Consider the following 18,014-nt stretch of genomic DNA (forward strand, 5'->3'; position numbering starts at 1 on the left):
CGGTCGGGTCGCGGCCGGTATCCGCCGGGCTGCGGGATCCCGCAAGCTCCGGGCACGGTCAGGTCACGATCTTGTCGCCCTGACGATCTGCTGATTGCATGGTCAGGCACATGGGGGAGGTGGAAGACCATGCCGCAGTCACGCTGGCCCTCGGCGGTCGGGACCGCCGTACCGTCACTGACCTGTCGTGGGCGTTCCCCGGACGCCGACCTGATCTACCGGCACCTGCTCGGGTCCGGCCCGGCGCTGGTCTCCGAGGTGGCCGGCGAGCTCGGCATGGCGCGTCGCCGGGTCGGTGCCGCACTCGACGAACTCGCCGCGATCGGCGCGGTGGCCCGTCGGCCGTCCGCCACCTCGGCAGACCCGCGATGGGCGGCCAGGCCGCCGTCGGCGCTGGCCGAACCGGTGCGCCGACCGACGACGACCATCCCGCCCGGCCCGACACGTCCCGCGCCGGTCCGCCGGCTCGCCGACACCCTCGGGGTCGACGTGCACCAACTCGGCGACGGCGTACGACATCTGGCCAGCCGGGCGGCGACCCGGGCCCGGCTCGCCGAACTCGTCGCGGTGGCCCGCCACGAGCATGTCGCGATGCACCCGGAGCAGACGTTCGACGCCGAGGCGCTGCGCTCGGCCGCGCCGATGGACCGCACCCTGCTGGACCGGGGCGTGCGGATGCGGATCCTCGGGGTGCAGCCACCCGAGCCCGGACCGGTGGTGCGGCACCGGTCGGAGCCGGCCCAGTGCCTGCCCGAGTACCGCATGGCGGCGACGTTGCCGGTCAAGCTGCTCGTCGTCGACCGCAGGTACGCCTTCTTCCCCGTCGCGCCCGACGACGTCGAACGCGGCTACCTCGAGGTGGCGCAACCCCCGATCGTCGCCGCGCTCGTGGCGCTGTTCGAGCAGCACTGGAACGACGCCGAGAGCCTGCAGGAGTGCGCTGTGCCGCAGATCGACCTCAACCCCCGGGAGCGCGCGCTGGTCGCTTTGCTCGCGCAGGGGCACACCGACGTCACCGCCGCGCGGGAGCTGCGGATCAGCCCCCGGTCGGTGTCGAACGTGCTCCGGTCGCTGATGGAGCGGCTCGGCGTGACGAACCGGTTCCAACTCGGGCTGGCCCTGGGTGCGGCCCACACCGCGGCACCGCATCGCCGTACCGACACCGAGGAGAGTCCCCAATGACCCCGACTGTGGCCGATCGGCCCGGACCTCGCCGTACGGTCGGGCGCCGTACGGTCCGCGGCACCGCGTTCGTCGTCGTGCTGGCCGCGCTGCTGGCCTGCCTGCCGGGGATGCCGGCCGGCGCGAGCACGGTGACCTGGATCCCGGCGTCGTGCGCCACCGCCGCCTTCACCGGCCACGCCGTCGAGCCGGTCGGCGGACCGTTCCCGGTGAACCGGGTGCGGTTGACCGGGTGGATCGAGCCCTGCGCCGAGCTGCCGGCCGGTGCCCGGTTCGCCACGCTCACCTACACCGGTCGTCAGGCGACCTTCAACACGGTGAATCCGCCGCTGCGTGCCTACGGTGCCGCCACCGGGCCGACGTGGTTCACCACCACCGTCGACGTGCGGACCGACACCCTGTCGGAGTCCGACCATCCGCAGGCGCACTGCGTACTGCTCGACGGGCGGGTCCGGCTGGCCTGCGTCGGGCTCGACACGGCAGGGCTGCCCCGGGTGACCACGGTCGTCCCGATCGGCACCGACGACGTACGGGTCCGCGACATCCCGGTGGTGATGGTCCCGACGCGTAACCACACGCCCGACCCGGTCTGCGGCACCTGCGTCTGACCTGGGCGGTCGGCCGCGCGTGCGCAGCGGCACGCGCGGCCCGGTCAGCGGCGCACCTGACCCGGTCAGCGGCGTACGTCGAGCCAGACCAGGCGGTGGTCCGAGGTGGGGAACCCGCCGGGCAGCGCCGGGTCGTAGTCGCCGACCAGCCGGAACAGCGGGTCGTCCGGTGTCGGCCAGAACACCCCGGCACCGCGTACCGGCAGGCCCCGGGCGGGCAGCAGGTAGTCGACCCGCAGGTTGCCCGGCGTGCCGTCGGCGAAGTCGGCGGTGTCGAAGCGTGGGTCGCCGACGTGGGTCAGGTTCGCGCCGCCCTGGCGCTGCGCCGCCGCCGGGCCGCCCGCGCTGGCCGGCGGCCGCCGGTCGTCGATGAGCGGGTGTCCGGTGAGCTGCCGGGCCGCGCCGGGCAGGCTGTCGCCGTCGTACGGGTCGGAGTTGAGGTCGCCGGCGATCACGAACCGGGCCCCCGGTCGGAGTCCGCCCCGGCGGCCCCGGTCGTCGTAGATGTAGCCGGACCGGGCCGGCCGGACGTAGTCGGCCCAGAACCGGATCTCGTCGTGGTTGCGGCGGCCGTTGCGGTCCTCCGGGCCGTCGAACACCGGCGGGGTGGGGTGGCTGGCCAGCAGGTGCACGGTCTGCCGGCCGACGCGCACCGGCACGTCCCAGTGGCTCTTCGACGACAGCCGCAGATCGGCCAGGGCGGCGGGGGAGTACCAGTCGCCCGGTTCGTCGGTGGCCGGGTCGTCGGGCAGCAGCGCGCCCGGCATGTCCCGCCAGCGGAACGTCTGGAAGGTGCGCACCGACCGCAGGTCGATCGGGTGCCGCGAGTACACCGCCATGCCGTACTGGCCGGGGAAGGCGCCGAAGCCGTACGCGTCGTCCGGGCCGCCGACCGTACCGTCGCGGTTGAGGTCGTGCCCGGAGGGCACGCCGGTGTTCGACGGTGCGCTGAACCGGTACGGGTAGTGGATCGGCGCGGCACCGCCCTGCCCCCGGGACAGGTAGTTGCGCTGGAACAGGTCCACGGCCCGGCCCTGCGGGTCGTGGTCGAACTCGTTGATCAGCAGGACGTCGGGGCGGACCCGCTGGATCACCTCGGCGACGTTGGCTGCCTGCCGGTCGCCGGGGGTGGACAGGTCGGCCACGAGGGCACCGGCGGCGGCCCGGTTGAGCGAGGCGTTGAAGGTGGCGAACCGGACGTCGTCCGGCCCGCCGGCACTGACCGGCCGGGGTGCCATGGTCGGCCGACCGGCGCTCGCCGGCCCAGGCGCCAGCCCGGTCGCAAGGACCGCGGCGAGCACCGCCGCCAGCCCGGTCACCGTCGGTGTGTGTCGCCGCTGAGTCACCGTGCCAGCCTTCCGGTCGAGGTGGCGACCAGTCAACCGGATCAATGTGACGGGGGCGAGAACGACCGCCGAACGGATGCCGCGTCGCCCGGCCGGGCGTACCGCGATGGTCAACAGGCGCGCTACCCTGATGACGCGGTCGTCGATGCCCGCCGGTCCACCGCTGCCGCCGCGCCCGTCCCAGTACGATGTCCCGCGGAGCGCCGGGCGCTGGTGGGCACTTTCGTTCGGACATCTGACAGGGTCGGCCGATCGGTCGATCAAGGGGAGAGACTAGCCTCATGGGCGTGACACGCCGCGCAAAGATCGTTTGTACGCTTGGCCCCGCGACTGCGTCCCCGGAGCGGATCCGTGGGCTGGTGGAAGCGGGCATGGACGTGGCCCGGCTGAATTTCAGCCACGGCAGCCACGACGACCACCAGCAGGTGTACCGCCTGGTCCGGGAGGCCGCCCAGGCCGCCGGTCGGGCCGTCGCCGTCCTCGCCGACCTGCAGGGGCCCAAGATCCGCCTCGGCCGGTTCGCCGACGGGCCGCACGAGTGGCGGACCGGTGACTCGGTCGTCATCACCAGCGACGACATCCTCGGTAGCCGGGAGCGGGTCTCCTGCACCTACCGCAAGCTGCCCCAGGAGGTCCGCCCCGGTGACCGGCTGCTGATCGACGACGGCAAGGTCGCCGTCGAGGTCAGCGCGGTCGACGGCCCCGACATCCGGGTGCTGGTCGTCGAGGGTGGGCCGGTCAGCAACAACAAGGGTGTCTCGCTGCCGAACGTCGCGGTCAGCGTGCCCGCTCTGTCGGACAAGGACGCCGCGGACCTGCGGTTCGCGCTCGGGCTGGGCGCCGACATGATCGCGTTGTCCTTCGTGCGCTCGCCGGAGGACATCAAGCTGGTCCACTCGATCATGGACGAGGAGGGCATCCGTCGCCCGGTCCTTGCCAAGGTCGAGAAGCCGGAGGCGGTCACCCACCTGGAGGCCATCGTCGACGCGTTCGACGGGGTCATGGTCGCCCGTGGCGACCTGGGCGTCGAGTTGCCGCTCGACGAGGTCCCGTTGGTGCAGAAGCGGGCCGTGCAGCTGTGCCGGGAGAACGCCAAGCCGGTCATCGTGGCCACCCAGATGCTCGACTCGATGATCGAGAACTCGCGGCCGACCCGGGCGGAGGCCTCTGACGTGGCCAACGCGGTGCTCGACGGCACCGACGCGGTGATGCTCTCCGGGGAGACCAGCGTCGGCAAGTACCCGGTGCTCACCGTCAGCACCATGGCCAAGATCGTCACGACGACGGAGAACGGCTCGATCTCGGTGCCCCGGCTGCAGCACGACCCCCGTACCCACGGGGGTGCGCTCACCTCGGCGGCGTCGCAGATCGCGCGGGCGATCGGCGCTCGGGCGATGGTCGCCTTCACCCAGACCGGTGACACGGTGCGTCGGCTGTCCCGGCTGCACTGCGAACTGCCGCTGCTGGCCTTCACGCCGGTCGCCGAGGTGCGCGACCAGCTCGCCCTCTCCTGGGGCGTGGAGACCTTCCTGATGCCGTTCGTGCAGCACACCGATGACATGTTCCGCCAGGTCGACCAGGCCATGCTCGGCCTGGGCCGGGCCAACCCCGGCGAGTACGTGGTGATCGTCGCCGGTAGTCCGGTCGGCACGCCCGGCTCGACGAACACGCTGCGGGTGCACCAGCTCGGCACCCTGGTCGACGCCGCGGCGGCCCGGGCGTTGCAGTGACCATGGGCGACCAGCCGGCCGGGCAGGTCCCGGCCGGCTCAGCTCCGCAGGTCCCGGCCGGCTCCGCACCGTCGGACGCGGGGCAGGTCGGCCCGGTCAGCGGTCAGGCGGCCGTCGACCACCTGCTCGAAGTGCTCGACCTGGCCCCGACCGGTCCGGCCACGTTCCGGGGGATCAGCCCGAAGGTCGGTCCGCAGCGGGTCTTCGGTGGGCAGGTCGCCGGGCAGGCGCTGGTCGCCGCCGGTCGCACCGTCGATCCGCAGCGGCTGGTCCACTCCTTGCACGGCTACTTCGTCCGTCCCGGCGACAGTTCCCAGCCGATCGACTACGAGGTGGAGAACATCCGCGACGGCCGATCGTTCTCGGTCCGCCGCTCGGTGGCCTACCAGCATGGCAAGCCGATCTTCTTCATGTCGGCGTCGTTCCACCATGTCGAGGAAGGGCTGGAGCACCAGGCGCCGCAGCCGCCGGACGTACCGCCGCCGGACGCGGTGCCGACCATGGCGGAGCGGCTCGCCCGCTACCCCGAACGGCTCGGTGTCTGGGCGGTGATCCCGCGTCCGATGGACGTGCGCTACGTCGGTGAGCCGGGGCTGGTCGCGCCCGGTGACCGTCCGGCCGACCCGTACCAGCGGGTCTGGATCCGGGTCGACGGCAAGCTGCCCGACGACCCGCTGCTGCACGCCTGCGTGCTCACCTACGCCTCCGACCTGACGCTGCTCGACTCGGTGCTGTCGGTGCACGGCGAGGTGTGGGGTCCGGGCGGGGTGGTCGGTGCCAGCCTGGACCACGCCCTGTGGTTCCACCGGTCGTTCCGTGCCGACGAGTGGTTCCTCTACGACTGCTGGAGCCCGTCGGCGGCGGGCGGGCGTGGCCTGGCCACCGGCCGGATGTTCACTCGCGACGGCCGGCACATCGCCACCGCCGTACAGGAAGGGTTGCTCCGCCGGGTCGGCGGGTGACGCCCCGCGTGCGCCGCTGCCCGGGTTGGGCCGCCCGGCGTGGGCCGTGATCCGGAAACAGTGCCGTAACCTGAGAGGTATGCGTCTCTCCGCCCGGGTCGACTACGCGTTGCGCGCCATCGCCGAGTTGGCGTTCGTCGCCGGCACCCCGACCCGGACGGTGCTCACCGCCGAGCAGGTGGCCCGGTCCCAGGGGATTCCCGCGAAGTTTCTCGAGAGCATCCTGCTGCAGCTGCGCCGGTCCGGTGTGGTGCAGGCGCAGCGCGGGCCCGACGGCGGGTACTGGCTGGCCCGGCCGGCCGAGGAGATCAGCCTCGCGGAGATCATCCGGGTGATCGACGGCCCGTTGGCCCACGTGCGGGGTCACCGGCCGGAGGATCTGGGCTACCAGGGCGCGGCCGCGGCGCTGCAGGAGGTCTGGATCGCGTTGCGGGCCAGCGAACGGGAGATCCTCGAATCGGTCTCGGTCGCCGACGTCGCCACCGGCACCCTGCCGGACCGGGTGCGTGACCTCGCCGCCGACCCGCGCGCCTGGATCTGACGGCTCACCTGCGGCCACCGCTGCCGCGCCCAAAGCCACCCCGGTCGCTGCGCGGCTGACCGTCGCGGGTCGGGCTGACCAGATATTGCCGGTTGACAGGAGCACGCCGTGGGGCGCATTCTCTACTAACTCGGTAGGTTTGATCGCTGAAGTAGGTGTGCCGTGCGTAAACTGCTGGTCCTCGCCCTGGTCGGACTCCTCGCGCAACTGGTCGATGGCGCGCTCGGGATGGCGTACGGGGTCACCTCCACCACGCTGCTACTGCTCGCCGGCATCGCACCGGCATCGGCCAGCGCCTCGGTGCACCTGGCCGAGATCGGCACCACCCTGGCCTCCGGTACCGCCCACTGGCGCTTCGGCAACGTCGACTGGCGGGTGGTGGCGCGGATCGCCGTACCCGGGGCGATCGGTGCCTTCGCCGGTGCCACCCTGCTCAGCTCGATCTCCACCGAGGCAGCCGGCCCGTGGATGGCCGGCATCCTGCTCGCCCTCGGTACGTACCTGCTTGTCCGCTTCGCCCGACCGGTCACCGCCCGCCGCGAACGCCCGCCGCTGCGCAGCCGGTTCCTCGCCCCACTCGGCCTGACCGCCGGCTTCATCGACGCCACCGGCGGCGGTGGCTGGGGGCCGGTGGCCACCCCGGCGCTGCTGGTCTCCGGCCGGATGGAGCCCCGCAAGGTGATCGGCTCGGTCGACACCTCCGAGTTCCTCGTCGCGGCGGCCGCCAGCATCGGCTTCCTGATCGGCCTCGGCTCGCAGGGTTTCGTCCTGCCGATCGTCGGCGCGCTGCTGGTCGGCGGCCTGATCGCCGCACCGATCGCCGCCTACCTGGTCCGGATCGTGCCCGCCCAACTGCTCGGCGCGGCGGTCGGCGGACTCATCGTGCTGACCAACTCGCGGACCCTGCTACGCGCGTTCGACGCCCCCGACGCCGTCCGCTACACCGTGTACGGTGCCGTCCTCGTCGCCTGGGTGGTCGCCATCCGGCTGGCTCTGCGGGTGCTACGACGCACCGACCAGGCCGTCGCCACGCACCCGGATCACGACGAGCCCGTACCGGTGCGCTGACTACCTCGCCTCGGCGGAATCGGAGATCAACTGCCAGGCGGTGGCGACGTGCCGGCGTTCGGTACGCGGCCCACCCACCGCCAACCGCAGGGTGAACCGGCCCGCCACCCGGGTGTGGGTCAGCAGCACCCGCCCGTCGGCGTTGACCCGCCGCAGCAGTGCCTCGGCGGCCTCGTCCGGCTGGTCCCGCAGCTGGAAGCAGACCAACCCGAACGGGCCGGCGGTCACCAGGTCGAACCGGTCGTCGGCCCGCACCTGGTCGGCGAACCAGGCGGCGTGGGCCACCCCGGCCCGCACATGCGCCCGCAGGCCCTCGGCGCCGTACCAGCGCAGCACGAACCACAGCTTGAGGGCCCGGAACCGGCGACCCAACGGCACCTGCCAGTCCCGGTAGTCGAGGACCGCTCCCGACTCGGTGAGCGCGTTGCGCAGATACTCCGGCATCACCGTCAACGCCTCGACCAGCCCGGCCCGGTCGGCCACCCAGAACGCGTCACAGTCGAAGCCGGTCAGCAGCCACTTGTGCGGATCGAAACAGTAGGAGTCGGCCCACTCCAGGCCGGCATGCGTCCAGCGCAGCTCCGGGCAGACCGCCGCCGCACCGGCGTAGGCGGCGTCCACGTGCAGCCAGACCCCGTACTCGGCGCAGATCCGCCCGATCTCCGTCACCGGGTCGATCGCGGTGGTCGAGGTGGTGCCGATGGTGGCGACCACGATCGCCGGCCGGTGGCCGGCGGCCAGATCGGCGGCAATCGCCGTACGCAGCGCGTCGGGGCGCATCGCCAGGGTCACCGGGTCGACGTCGACCAGCCGGACGCCCCGGTCGCCGACGCCGGCGATCCGGGCCGCCTTCTCGATCGAGGAGTGCCCCTGGGTCGAGGTGTAGACGGTGTAACCGCCGGTGCCGGGCGCGGTGCTGGTCGCGGTGCCGACGGCGCGCCAGTCGCCGCCGCTGGCCCGGTGCAGCGCGGCCAGGGTGGCCACCAGCGTCGCCGACGAGGCCGAGTCCTGGATGACCCCGCCGCCGGCGGAGTCCGACCGGAACCGCTGCGGCAGCTCCAGCAACTGCGCCAGCCAGTCCATGACCACCGTCTCCAACTCGGTGCAGGCGGGACTGGTCGCCCAGAGCATGCCCTGGACACCGAGCCCGGCGCTGACCAGGTCGCCGAGCACGCTCGGTGCGGAGGTGTTCGCCGGGAAGTAGCCGAAGAAGCCCGGATGCTGCCAGTGGGTCAGGCCGGGTACCACCACCCGGTCGAGGTCGGCGAGGATCGCGTCGAACCGCTCGCCCCGCTCCGGCGGGGCGGCCGGCAGCGCCCCGGCCACCGCACCGGGTGCGGCGGTCGACTGGACCGGGTGTCGCTCCACCGTCTGCCAGTAGTCGGCGATCCAGTCGACGACCGCGTGCCCGTACCGCCGGAAGTCGTCGGCGGCCATCTGCGGTGCCGTAGGGGTCGTCGGGTTCTCGGTGTCGTCCGCCACGACGTCGAGTCGATCAAGAATCGGCCCGGTAGACAAGCCGGTCCGCACAGATCGACCCGGTCGGCTCAGCCGGTGCCGGTGCCGGCACCAGCCGCCCGCCGGGTCGACGGGGCGCCCCGCCCCGGCCGGGCCGCCGGTCGGCGGGCCCCCGGCAGGGGCACCTCGGCCCGCGCCTCGACGGCCGGGCCGGTGCTGGCCCGTACGGTCAGCCGTGGGTCGAGCAGGGTGGCGGCGGGGACGGACTCGCCGTCGACCTTGCGCATCAGCAGGGCCACCGCCTGCCGACCGACCTCCTCGGCCGGCACCAGCACCGAGGTCAGCGCCGGACCGGAGCGCTCGGCCACCTCGTCTGGGCAGATCGCCACCACCGAGATGTCGTCCGGCACCTGCCGGCCCAACGTCGGCAACGCGGCCAGCACGTGGCCCACCGCCGCCTCGTTGTGCACCACCAGCGCGGTCAGCCCGGGGTTGCGGTGCAGCAGCCCGGCCAGCTCCCGGCGGACGGCGTCGTAGTTCTCCTCGCAGGGCTGGGCGACGGCGTCGACGCCGTACCGGGCGGCGCTCTCGGTGACCCCGGCCCGGGTCCGGTGGGCGAACCCGGTCTCCCGTTCGTAGACCACCGACGGGGCGCCGAGCAGGGCGATCCGCCGGTGACCGAGGGCGGCCAGGTGCCCGACGCACACCTCACCGGCCCGATAGAAGTCCAGGTCGACGCAGGTCAGACCCGACGCCTCGGCCGGGAAACCGATCAGCACGCTGGGCCGTTCCAGCTCGCGCAGCAACGGCACCCGGGGGTCGCGCATCTCGACGTCCATCACCACGATGCCGTCGACCATCGCGCTGGCCGCGATCCGCCGTAGGCCGGCCGGGCCCTCGTCGGCGGTGACCAGCAGTACGTCGTGGTCGAACTGCCGGGCGGTGGTGACCACGCTGGTGGCGAACTGCATCAGGACCGGTAGGTGCATGCCGGAGCGCAACGGCAGCACCAGGGCGATCACGTTGGCCCGTCGGCTGGCGAGCGCGCGGGCCCCGGCATGCGGGTGGTAGCCGAGCGCGTGGATGCTGGCCAGCACCCGTTCCCGGGTCGACGCCGAGATCGCCCGCTTGCCGCTGAGCACATAGGACACGGTGCTGACCGCGACCCCGGCGTGCCGGGCGACGTCGGCGATCGTCACCATGTCGGGCCGCTTGCCGGTGCCGGCCGGTCCACCGTCCGGTGGTAGTGACCGCGTGGACACTAAGCTCCCCCTTCGTCCCCGGCGCGGCCGCTGGGCGGGGCACCGACGAAGTTCAGGTAGCTCACCGTAGCGCCTGCCGTACTGAACAGCAGATACAGATCTCGAACTCCGGACACACCGTGCAGCGGCGTGTCGACGTCCGCCCAGTCGTGCCGGCCTCCCGTCACGGGTACCCGCAGCGTACCGGCGATCGGACCGGTCAGCGGGTCGTCCAGCCGCAACGTCACGGTCGAGGCGTCGACGGCCCGGCCGGTCGTGGCGTCGTCGGTGCCGCCGCGACAGAGCACGTTGCGCTGGGCCACCCGGGCCGTCACCGTGGTCGGGCCAGGTCCGAAGTCGACATCGGTGAAGGCGAGCCAGCCGCCGTCCTGTGTCGCGCTGACCGCCACCCGGCCGTCGACCTGGTCGGTCGGTGCCACCGCGGCGTAGTCGTCGTTGTCCACCGCCCACAGCGGGCCGGCGAGCGGGTCGCGGGGGCCGATCCGCTCGCCCCGTACGGTCAGCGTCGCGGTGGCCATCAGGTCGGTGCAGGACCGGCCGACCGCCACCGTGTGCCGGGCCGACTCCACCACCCGTCGCCCCTGGGTGACGTCCCAGGTCGCCAGGTCGGCGGTGGCCAGCCGGAACCGTACCCGCTCCCGCTGGCCCGGCTCCAGCCGGACCTTGCGGAAGGCCCGCAGCTGGCGCAGCGGCTGCTTGACCCGCGAGGTGCGCTGCCGGGTGTAGAGCTGGACGACCTCGGTGCCGGTACGCCCGCCGGTGTTGGTGACGGTGACGGTCACCTCGACCTCCTCGGCGGGCCCCGCCTGCGCGGCGGACAGTCGCAGGTCGTCGTAGGCGAACGTGGTGTAGCTCAGGCCGTGGCCGAACGGGTACAGCGGTTCGCCCCGGAAGTACAGGTAGGTCGCGTCGGCGGCGATGATGTCGTAGTCGAGCAGGTCGGGCAGGTCCGCCGTGGCGCGGTACCAGGTCTGGGTGAGCCGGCCACCGGGATCGGCGTCGCCGCAGAGCACCTCGGCCAGCCCGGTGCCGTGCTCCTGCCCGCCGTGGGCCGACCAGACGATCGCCGCGACGTGCTGGTCGGCCCAGTCGACGGCGTACGGGTAGCTGCTGGTCAGCACCAGCACGGTCTGCGCGTTCGCGGCGTGCACCGCGCGCAGCAGTGCCGCCTGGGCGGTGGGCAGCGCCAGGTCGGTGCGGTCCTCGGTCTCCCGCCCGCAGACCATCGGATGGTTGCCCAGCACCACCACCGCCACGTCGCACTCGCGGGCCAGCGTCGCGGCCTCCCGGGCACCGTCGCTGATCAGCTCGACGGTGAACGCCGCCGCCGCGTCGGCACTGGTGGCGTCGGCCCGCAGCAACCCGTCCGGGTCGATCATCACGTACCGGTCGCGGGCCAGGTGATGCAGCGCCGTACGGCCGTCGTCGGTGCGGACCAGCCGGAACGTCTCGTTGACCACCCAGCCGCCGGGGCCGGTACGGTCGTCGACCAGGACCCCGTCGTCGTCTGCGGCCAGATAGCGGCCGTTGGCGACGCCGCGCAGCGCGATCACCCCGTCGCCCCAGTTGAACACGTCGAACCAGCTGTCCGGGACCGCCTCCGGCGCGGTGGCGGTGACCGGTCCCCCGTCGGCCCGGCCGCTGGCGCGCAGGTACGTGGTGCCGGCACCGACCCGCAGCGCGATCCGGTCGACCCCTTCGTGGTGGAGTACGGTCGCGCCGGCCAGCCGGGTGGCGAGCCCGGCGCGAGGCGTCACCGCGTACGGCAGCGTTCCCGAGTACCAGTCGGTCTGCACGGTGTCCGCCAGCGGCCCGATCACGGCGACCCGCCGGATCCGGTCGGCGTCGAGCGGCAGCAGCGGCTGCCCGGCCGGACCGACCGGGGCGTTGCGCAGCAGCACGACCGACTCGCGGACCGCGATCCGGGCGAACTCCTGGTGGGCCGGACAGTTGATCATGTCGGTGCCGGCGGCCGTGTACGGGTTCGCCTCCGCCGGGTCCAGGTCGCCGAGCCGGATCCGTACGGCGAGGACGCGCCGCGCGGCCCGGTCGATGTCGGCCTCGGTCAGCAGACCCTGCGCCAGCGCGGCGCTGATCCGCCCGATCGTCGGCGCGGCGTCGGTGTCGTCCTCGGTGAAACTGTCGATGCCGGCCCGCAGGGCGGCGGCGTAGCCGGCGACGTGGTCGGGGCGGAACCCCTGGACGCCGGCGATGTTGGTGGCGGCGCCGGCGTCGCCGACCACCAGCACGTCGTCGGCGCTCCAGCGGCGCAGCTCGCCGTCGATCAGTGGGCTCAGGTGCGCCGGAGCGCCGTTGACCAGGTTGTACGAGGCCATGACGGCCACTGCCGCGCCGGCGGCCAGCGGTGCCCGGAAGGCGGGCAGTTCGTACTCGTGCAGCACCCGGGGCGGCAGGTTGCTGCTGGTGGTGGCCCGGTCGGTCTCGTTGTTGTAGCCGAGGAAGTGCTTCAGGGTGGGCGCGGTCCGCAGGTAGCGGGGGTGGTCGCCGCGCAACCCCCGGGCGTACGCGGTGGCCAGTTCGCCGGTGAGCCAGGGGTCCTCGGCGTACCCTTCCTCGTTGCGCCCCCAGCGCGGGTCGCGCAGCGGGTTGACCACCGGGGCCCACACGTTCAGGCCGATACCGACGGGATCCTTGTGGTGCAGCGCGCGGACCTCCTCACCGACCGCTTCGCCGATCTCCCGCAGCAGGTCCGGATCCCAGGTCGCGCCGAGCCCGATCGCCTGCGGGAACACCGTCGCGGGGCCGAGCCAGGCCACGCCGTGCAGGGCCTCGGTGCCGGTCCGGAAGGCGGGCAGGCCGAGTCGGGGCACCGCCGCCTGGTGCTGGTGCAGCAGGGCGATCTTCTCGTCGAGGGTGAGCTGGCCGAGCAGATCGGTGACCCGGGCGGTGACCGGCAGTTCGGGGTCGCGGAACATGCTGTCGCTCATGGTGGAACGCCTTCCGGGATCGGCGAGGGCGCCCGCGTCGGGACGGAAGTGGTCCGGCGAACCGCTTCGTGGGCCCGGGGTGCGGGCAGGCGTCAGTACGAAGTGGAGGGTAGCCGCCTGCCCGGGAAGCGTTGGCTCGAAGCGCTTCGACGACCGTCCTGAAAAACGCCCCACCGCTGACCGCGTTTCGCACGTGTTAACCGTGGAGCCCTTTGAGGTTGACATCCATCAGCGTCGGCGGTCAAGAGCCGGCCCGCCACGAATTGATGTCGGTGACGGGCCGCGGTCGACGGCCGATCAGCGGCGCTCCGCCGGCGAATGTGCTCCGCCGGCGAATGTGCTCCGCCGGCGGCTGTTCTTCGCCGGCTGAGCGGCGCCGACCCGGGCAGTCGCGGATCAGCCGGCGGACTTGCCCACCGGGGTCGGCATCCGGCCGTTGTCGATAGCCGCGATGGCCCGCGCCGCGCCACCGACGGCCGCCGCGCCACCGGCCAGCGTGGACGCCGCGAGCACGGTGCCCCCCGCCTGCGGCGCCACGGTACGCGCGGTGAGCTGCTCCTGCGCGGCCGGCAACAGCCACGGCGTGAGCGGCACGAAGTACCCACCGAGGAGTACCACCTCGGGGTTGATCAGGTTCGCCAGGATGGACACGCCGGTGCCGAGATGCCGGCCGATCTCGGCCAGCGCGGCCAGGGCCGGTGCCTGGCCGGCGCGGGCCGCCGCCCGGACCCGCTCGATCTCCGGCGCGAAGTCGGTGACCGGACCGTCGATCTCGGCGTCGGGCAGCACCCGACGGATCAGGGCGGGAATGCCGGCGAGCGCCTCCAGGCAGCCGTTCGCCCCGCAGCGGCAGGGCGGCCCGGTCGGGTCGAGCTGCAGGTGGCCGATCTCGCCGGTGAAGCCCCGGCCGCCGTGCAGCAGCCGGCCGTCGACCACCAGCCCGGCGCCGATACCGGCCCCGCCGGTCAGGTGCACCAGGTTCGCGGTGCCGGCGTACGGTCCGTGCCGGTGCTCGGCCAACGCGGCGAGCTGGGCGTCGTTGTCCACGATCACCTCGTACGTCGGCCCGCGCAGCGCCCGCACGAGGTCGGCGCGCAGGTCCACGTCGCGCCAGCCGAGCTCGGGGGAGAGGCAGACCCGGCCGTCGTGATCGACCAGACCGGGCACCCCGACGGTCAGCCCGAGCACCTGCCGGCCCTGCCGGGTGACCCGGGCGACAGCCCGGCCGGCCAGCGCGGCCACCGTGCTGGCCGCCCGACCCGGGGTGGCGGCCAGACCGGTGAAGGCCCGCCGCCAGGAGAGCACCTCGCCGCCGGCCAGGTCGAGTGCCACGGCGGTGAGGTGGTCGGCGTTGATCTCGATGCCGATCGCGGCGTACGCGTCGCCGTCGATCACCAGCATGGTCGCCGGCCGGCCGATCCGGTGCTCGGTCAGCCCGGTCTCGCGAACCAGCCGCCGGTCGATCAGGTCGGCCACCAGGCTGGAGACGGTGGCCTTGTTGAGCCCGGTGGCGCCGGCGATGTCCGCCCGGGAGCAGGGCGCGTGGGTGCGGACGTAGCGCAGCACGACGGCGAGGTTGGTGGCGCGTACGTCAGTGAGGTCCGCCGGCTGCGGGCCGCTCTGCATGGTGATCACGTTACGCCCCGGCCGCCACGGCAAGGCCGCTGCCCGTGCGGACGCGCCGAGGTGCCGCACGTCGGGCCGGGTGCCGGCGAGCGATCCGCCGGCCGCCGGGTCGGCGCCGAGGTGCCGGACGCGGGCCGGCGTCGGGTGCGCCGCCGTCGCTGCTTCCCGTCATGTCGGTCTCCCTTGTGGCACCTGTCACCGTCGGCTACTTTGTTTAGTCACCAGACGAACTAACTCTAGCGTGCGAATCGCACCCACACATCCCCCCACTCCGAGCGGAATCGTCCCTGTTTCTCGCGGGCGACCGTTCGCCCGATCACCGAAGGGAGCGCGCCGTGGATCCATCCCTCGCGGGCGCGGCCACCAATCGACGTCGATTCCTGGGCCTGCTCGGCCTGGGTGCCACCGCCGTCGCCGGCGGCGGATTGTTCACCGGTTGCAGCCGGCCGGCCGGCACCCAGGGCACGGCCACCAACGTCGACTCGATCAGCGCCGTACTGCCCAAGTACCAGCCGGTCGACCTGATCACCCCCGACATCGCCGGGGTCCGGCCGATCGCCGACGGCTACCTGACGTACCCCACGAACCTGGTCAAGGCGGTCACCGAGACGCCCGCCAGCAGCGGCCAGCAGCTCACCGCGATGACCCCCTGGTGGGGCCCGACCCCGCCCGGCCTGGACCGCAACGCGTACCTGCAGGCCGTCAACGCCCAACTCGGCGTGCCGATCGACTTCAGCGTCCAGGACGGCAACACGTACGCCGACAAACTCAGCGCCGCGCTCGGCGCCCGCGACGTACCGGACCTGCTCTGCGCCCCCAACTGGGAGATCGACAAGATCCCGCGCTTCTCCGACGCGGTGAGCGCGCTGTTCGAGGACCTCACCGAGCACCTCGCCGGGGACGCCGCGCTGGCGTACCCGCACCTGGCGAGCTTCCCCACCGGAGCCTGGCAGTACGCGGTCTGGGGCGGCCGGCTCGCGGCGGTGCCGTGGCCCACCGACGGCCCGTTCCCGTACGCACTGTTCTACCGCAAGGACCTCACCGACGCCGCCGGCGTGCAGGCCCCGAAAAGCATCGAGGAACTGTACGAGTTCGGCAAGGCGATGACCGACCCTGCGAAGGGCGTCTGGGCGTTCGGCTCGGTGTTCAACATGGTGCAGATGTTCTACGGCGTACCCGGCGCGCAGGGCGGCTGGCGGCGTACCGACGGCGGTGGCCTGGAGTTCAAGTACGAGACCGAGGAGTACCGCGAGGCGCTGGAGTTCACCACCCGGCTGTTCGCCGAGGGCCTGGTGCACCCGGACATCGTCGAGAGCCGTGGCTCCGCCGACGCCAAGCAGCTGTTCAACAGCGGCCGGATGATCTGCTACGAGGACGGTGTCGGCGCCTGGCGCGGCATGTACTCCGAGCAGCGGCAGATCACCCCCACGTTCGACATGCGGCCGGTGCCGATCTTCCACGCCGACGGCCAGAGCGACCCGGTCGCCTGGGGCGAGGAGAAGCCGGTCTTCTACACGTTCGTCAAGAAGGGCCTGGGCAAGGAACGGGTCGAGGAGATCCTGCGGGTGCTGAACTGGTGCGCCGCCCCGTTCGGCACCGAGGAGTACCACCTGCGCCAGTACGGCGTCGCCGGCCAGCACCACACCACCGGCGCCGACGGCAGCCCGGAGCTGACCGAGCTGGGCCGCCAGGAGATCGCCGACCAGTACACCTTCCTGGTCGGACGGTACCCGGCGATCGTGCAGACCGCCGACGTCCCTGGCTTCGTCGAGGCGCTGCTCGCGTACTCCAACGAGACGGTCAAGTGGCTCGAACCCAACCAGTGGGCGGGGATCAAGCTGGAGCTGCCGGCCAACTACTCCCGCGTCGGCCAGCCGACCGAGGACAAGATCCTCGACGTACTGCGGGGCCGGCGGCCGACCAGCGACCTCGAGCAGATCACCCAGGAGTGGCGCAGCGGCGGCGGTGACGAGGGGCGCGACTTCTTCCGCAAGGCGCTCGAAGACAATAATCGTTGACAATCCTCCCCGCCCTAACCGACGGGGATTCCCTGGGTCGCCCCAGGGGGTTCCTGCTTCGCCGACGACCGCCCCGTCCGAGAGGAGGACTCCCGGTGAGGTCTTACACCGCCTCCACAGGCAATCACGGAGAGCCCCTCCGCGAGGATGTTGCGGGCCGCGTTGACGTCCCGGTCGTGGGTCTGCCCGCATCGGCAGGTCCACGACCGGACGGTCAACGGCATCCGCTCGGCCAGTTCGCCGCAGGCGGAGCACAGCCGGGTCGACGGGAACCAGCGGTCGACTACCACCAGGTCCCGGCCGTACCAGTCGGCCTTGTAGGCCAGCATGGTGCGGAACTGCCGCCAGGCCGCGTCGGAGATGGCGCGGGCCAGACGGTGATTGGCCATCATGTTACGGACGGTCAGGTCCTCGATCACGATCGTTTGGGTGTCACGAACGAGCCGAGTGGTGAGTTTGTGCAGGTGGTCGCGGCGGCGGTCGGCGATCCGGGCATGAATCCGGGCCACCTTCAGCCGTGCTCTGGCCCGGTTCGCCGAGCCTTTGACCTTACGGGCGAGGTTTCGCTGGGCGCGGGCCAGCCGATCGCGGTCGCGGCGTTCGTGCCTCGGGTTGGCGACCTTCTCCCCTGTGGAGAGAGTGAACAGGCTGTCGAGGCCGGCGTCGACCCCGACCGCGTCGGAGGAAGCCGGGGCCGGTTCGATCCGGTCGTCGCAGAGCAGGGAGACGAACCAGCGGCCCGCCGGGTCCTGCGACACCGTCACCGTCGACGGCGACACACCAGCGGGCAGGGGCCGGGACCACACAATGTCCAACGGTGCGGTCATCTTCGCCAGGGTCAGCCGGCCGTCCCGCCAGCGGAACGCGCTGGCGGTGTACTCCGCCGACCGCCGCGACCGCTTCCTCGACTTGAACGTCGGGTACCGGGCCCGTTTCGCCCAGAAGTTGGTGAACGCGGTCTGCAGGTGCCGCAGCGCCTGCTGCAACGGCACCGACGACACCTCGGCGAGGAACGCGAACTCGTCGGTCTTCTTCCACGACGTGAGCATCGCCGAGGTGTCGTGGTAGGTGACCCGTTCCCGGCGTTGAGTCCACGCCTGCGTGCGGGCGGCCAGGGCCTTGTTGTAGACCAGCCGGACACAGCCGAACGTCCGGGCGAGCTCGGTGGCCTGCTCCGGCGTGGGGTAGAAGCGGTACCTGAACGCCCGCTTCACGGTCCTGGACACAGTCCACAGTCTAGCGATTCGATCGGCGAGGCTTGGGGC

The 18,014-nt window shown here is 72.7% G+C and carries 13 protein-coding genes; 7 read left to right on the top strand and 6 right to left on the bottom strand.

Features of this window, described 5'->3' with window-relative positions; translation table 11 throughout:
• Positions 1–129: 129 nt before the first annotated feature.
• Both O7608_RS16875 and O7608_RS16880 read left to right on the top strand, forming a co-directional pair.
• Complete coding sequence (locus tag O7608_RS16875; RefSeq protein WP_289205485.1) at positions 130–1,182, top strand: helix-turn-helix domain-containing protein; 1,053 nt, start codon at positions 130–132, stop codon at positions 1,180–1,182.
• Complete coding sequence (locus O7608_RS16880; protein ID WP_289205486.1) at positions 1,179–1,790, top strand: hypothetical protein; 612 nt, start codon at positions 1,179–1,181, stop codon at positions 1,788–1,790. Before O7608_RS16875 ends, O7608_RS16880 begins: the two co-directional genes overlap by 4 nt.
• A gap of 65 nt (positions 1,791–1,855) precedes the next feature.
• Here O7608_RS16880 and O7608_RS16885 read toward each other — a convergent pair whose 3' ends face one another.
• Positions 1,856–3,136 carry an endonuclease/exonuclease/phosphatase family protein gene (locus O7608_RS16885; RefSeq protein ID WP_289205487.1) on the bottom strand — a complete coding sequence of 427 codons (1,281 nt, stop codon included), beginning with the start codon at positions 3,134–3,136 and terminating at the stop codon, positions 1,856–1,858.
• A 281-nt stretch (positions 3,137–3,417) separates the two neighbouring features.
• Between O7608_RS16885 and pyk the strand changes: the two genes are divergently transcribed.
• The 4 genes from pyk to O7608_RS16905 all read left to right on the top strand — a co-directional run bounded on the left by pyk (position 3,418) and on the right by O7608_RS16905 (position 7,437).
• Positions 3,418–4,866, top strand: coding sequence for a pyruvate kinase (gene pyk, locus O7608_RS16890; protein ID WP_289205488.1), 1,449 nt, complete (start codon positions 3,418–3,420; stop codon positions 4,864–4,866).
• A gap of 2 nt (positions 4,867–4,868) precedes the next feature.
• Positions 4,869–5,828, top strand: a complete 960-nt coding sequence (locus O7608_RS16895; protein ID WP_289205489.1) for an acyl-CoA thioesterase — start codon at positions 4,869–4,871, stop codon at positions 5,826–5,828.
• Positions 5,829–5,907: 79 nt separating this feature from the next.
• On the top strand, positions 5,908–6,369 hold the full coding sequence (locus O7608_RS16900; RefSeq protein WP_289205490.1) for an RrF2 family transcriptional regulator: 462 nt from the start codon (positions 5,908–5,910) through the stop codon (positions 6,367–6,369).
• A gap of 162 nt (positions 6,370–6,531) precedes the next feature.
• Positions 6,532–7,437 (top strand): sulfite exporter TauE/SafE family protein, encoded by a 906-nt coding sequence (locus tag O7608_RS16905; protein WP_289205491.1) that lies wholly within the window; start codon positions 6,532–6,534, stop codon positions 7,435–7,437.
• Here O7608_RS16905 and O7608_RS16910 read toward each other — a convergent pair whose 3' ends face one another.
• From O7608_RS16910 to O7608_RS16925, 4 genes are all read right to left on the bottom strand, one after another.
• Entirely contained in the window at positions 7,438–8,919 is a 1,482-nt protein-coding gene (locus O7608_RS16910; protein ID WP_289205492.1) for a pyridoxal-dependent decarboxylase, read from the bottom strand.
• Between the two features lie 65 nt (positions 8,920–8,984).
• A complete protein-coding gene (locus O7608_RS16915; RefSeq protein WP_421361549.1) occupies positions 8,985–10,097 on the bottom strand; it encodes a LacI family DNA-binding transcriptional regulator in 1,113 nt (370 codons plus the stop codon).
• A gap of 59 nt (positions 10,098–10,156) precedes the next feature.
• Positions 10,157–13,105, bottom strand: coding sequence for a glycoside hydrolase family 3 protein (locus O7608_RS16920; RefSeq protein WP_289205494.1), 2,949 nt, complete (start codon positions 13,103–13,105; stop codon positions 10,157–10,159).
• A gap of 396 nt (positions 13,106–13,501) precedes the next feature.
• Positions 13,502–14,731 carry an ROK family transcriptional regulator gene (locus O7608_RS16925; RefSeq protein ID WP_289205495.1) on the bottom strand — a complete coding sequence of 410 codons (1,230 nt, stop codon included), beginning with the start codon at positions 14,729–14,731 and terminating at the stop codon, positions 13,502–13,504.
• 335 nt (positions 14,732–15,066) lie between these two features.
• On the opposite strand from O7608_RS16925, the gene O7608_RS16930 reads away from it, so the two are divergent.
• Positions 15,067–16,749: an extracellular solute-binding protein gene (locus tag O7608_RS16930; RefSeq protein WP_289205496.1), complete on the top strand. Its 1,683-nt coding sequence runs from the start codon at positions 15,067–15,069 to the stop codon at positions 16,747–16,749.
• Positions 16,750–16,763: 14 nt separating this feature from the next.
• Here the strand turns inward: O7608_RS16930 and O7608_RS16935 are convergent, their stop codons facing one another.
• Positions 16,764–17,975: an RNA-guided endonuclease InsQ/TnpB family protein gene (locus O7608_RS16935; protein WP_289205497.1), complete on the bottom strand. Its 1,212-nt coding sequence runs from the start codon at positions 17,973–17,975 to the stop codon at positions 16,764–16,766.
• Positions 17,976–18,014 lie beyond the last annotated feature (39 nt).

This window comes from Solwaraspora sp. WMMA2056 (assembly GCF_030345095.1).
GTDB lineage: Bacteria > Actinomycetota > Actinomycetes > Mycobacteriales > Micromonosporaceae > Micromonospora_E.

What these genes read in the sequence shown, in the direction of transcription:
- O7608_RS16875 (WP_289205485.1), top strand. Translation starts at nt 130, where the DNA reads ATGCCGCAGTCACGCTGGCCCTCGGCGGTCGGGACCGCCGTACCGTCA.
- O7608_RS16880 (WP_289205486.1), top strand. Translation starts at nt 1,179, where the DNA reads ATGACCCCGACTGTGGCCGATCGGCCCGGACCTCGCCGTACGGTCGGG.
- pyk (WP_289205488.1), top strand. Translation starts at nt 3,418, where the DNA reads ATGGGCGTGACACGCCGCGCAAAGATCGTTTGTACGCTTGGCCCCGCG.
- O7608_RS16895 (WP_289205489.1), top strand. Translation starts at nt 4,869, where the DNA reads ATGGGCGACCAGCCGGCCGGGCAGGTCCCGGCCGGCTCAGCTCCGCAG.
- O7608_RS16900 (WP_289205490.1), top strand. Translation starts at nt 5,908, where the DNA reads ATGCGTCTCTCCGCCCGGGTCGACTACGCGTTGCGCGCCATCGCCGAG.
- O7608_RS16915 (WP_421361549.1), bottom strand. Translation starts at nt 10,097, where the DNA reads ATGGTGACGATCGCCGACGTCGCCCGGCACGCCGGGGTCGCGGTCAGC.
- O7608_RS16920 (WP_289205494.1), bottom strand. Translation starts at nt 13,105, where the DNA reads ATGAGCGACAGCATGTTCCGCGACCCCGAACTGCCGGTCACCGCCCGG.
- O7608_RS16925 (WP_289205495.1), bottom strand. Translation starts at nt 14,731, where the DNA reads ATGCAGAGCGGCCCGCAGCCGGCGGACCTCACTGACGTACGCGCCACC.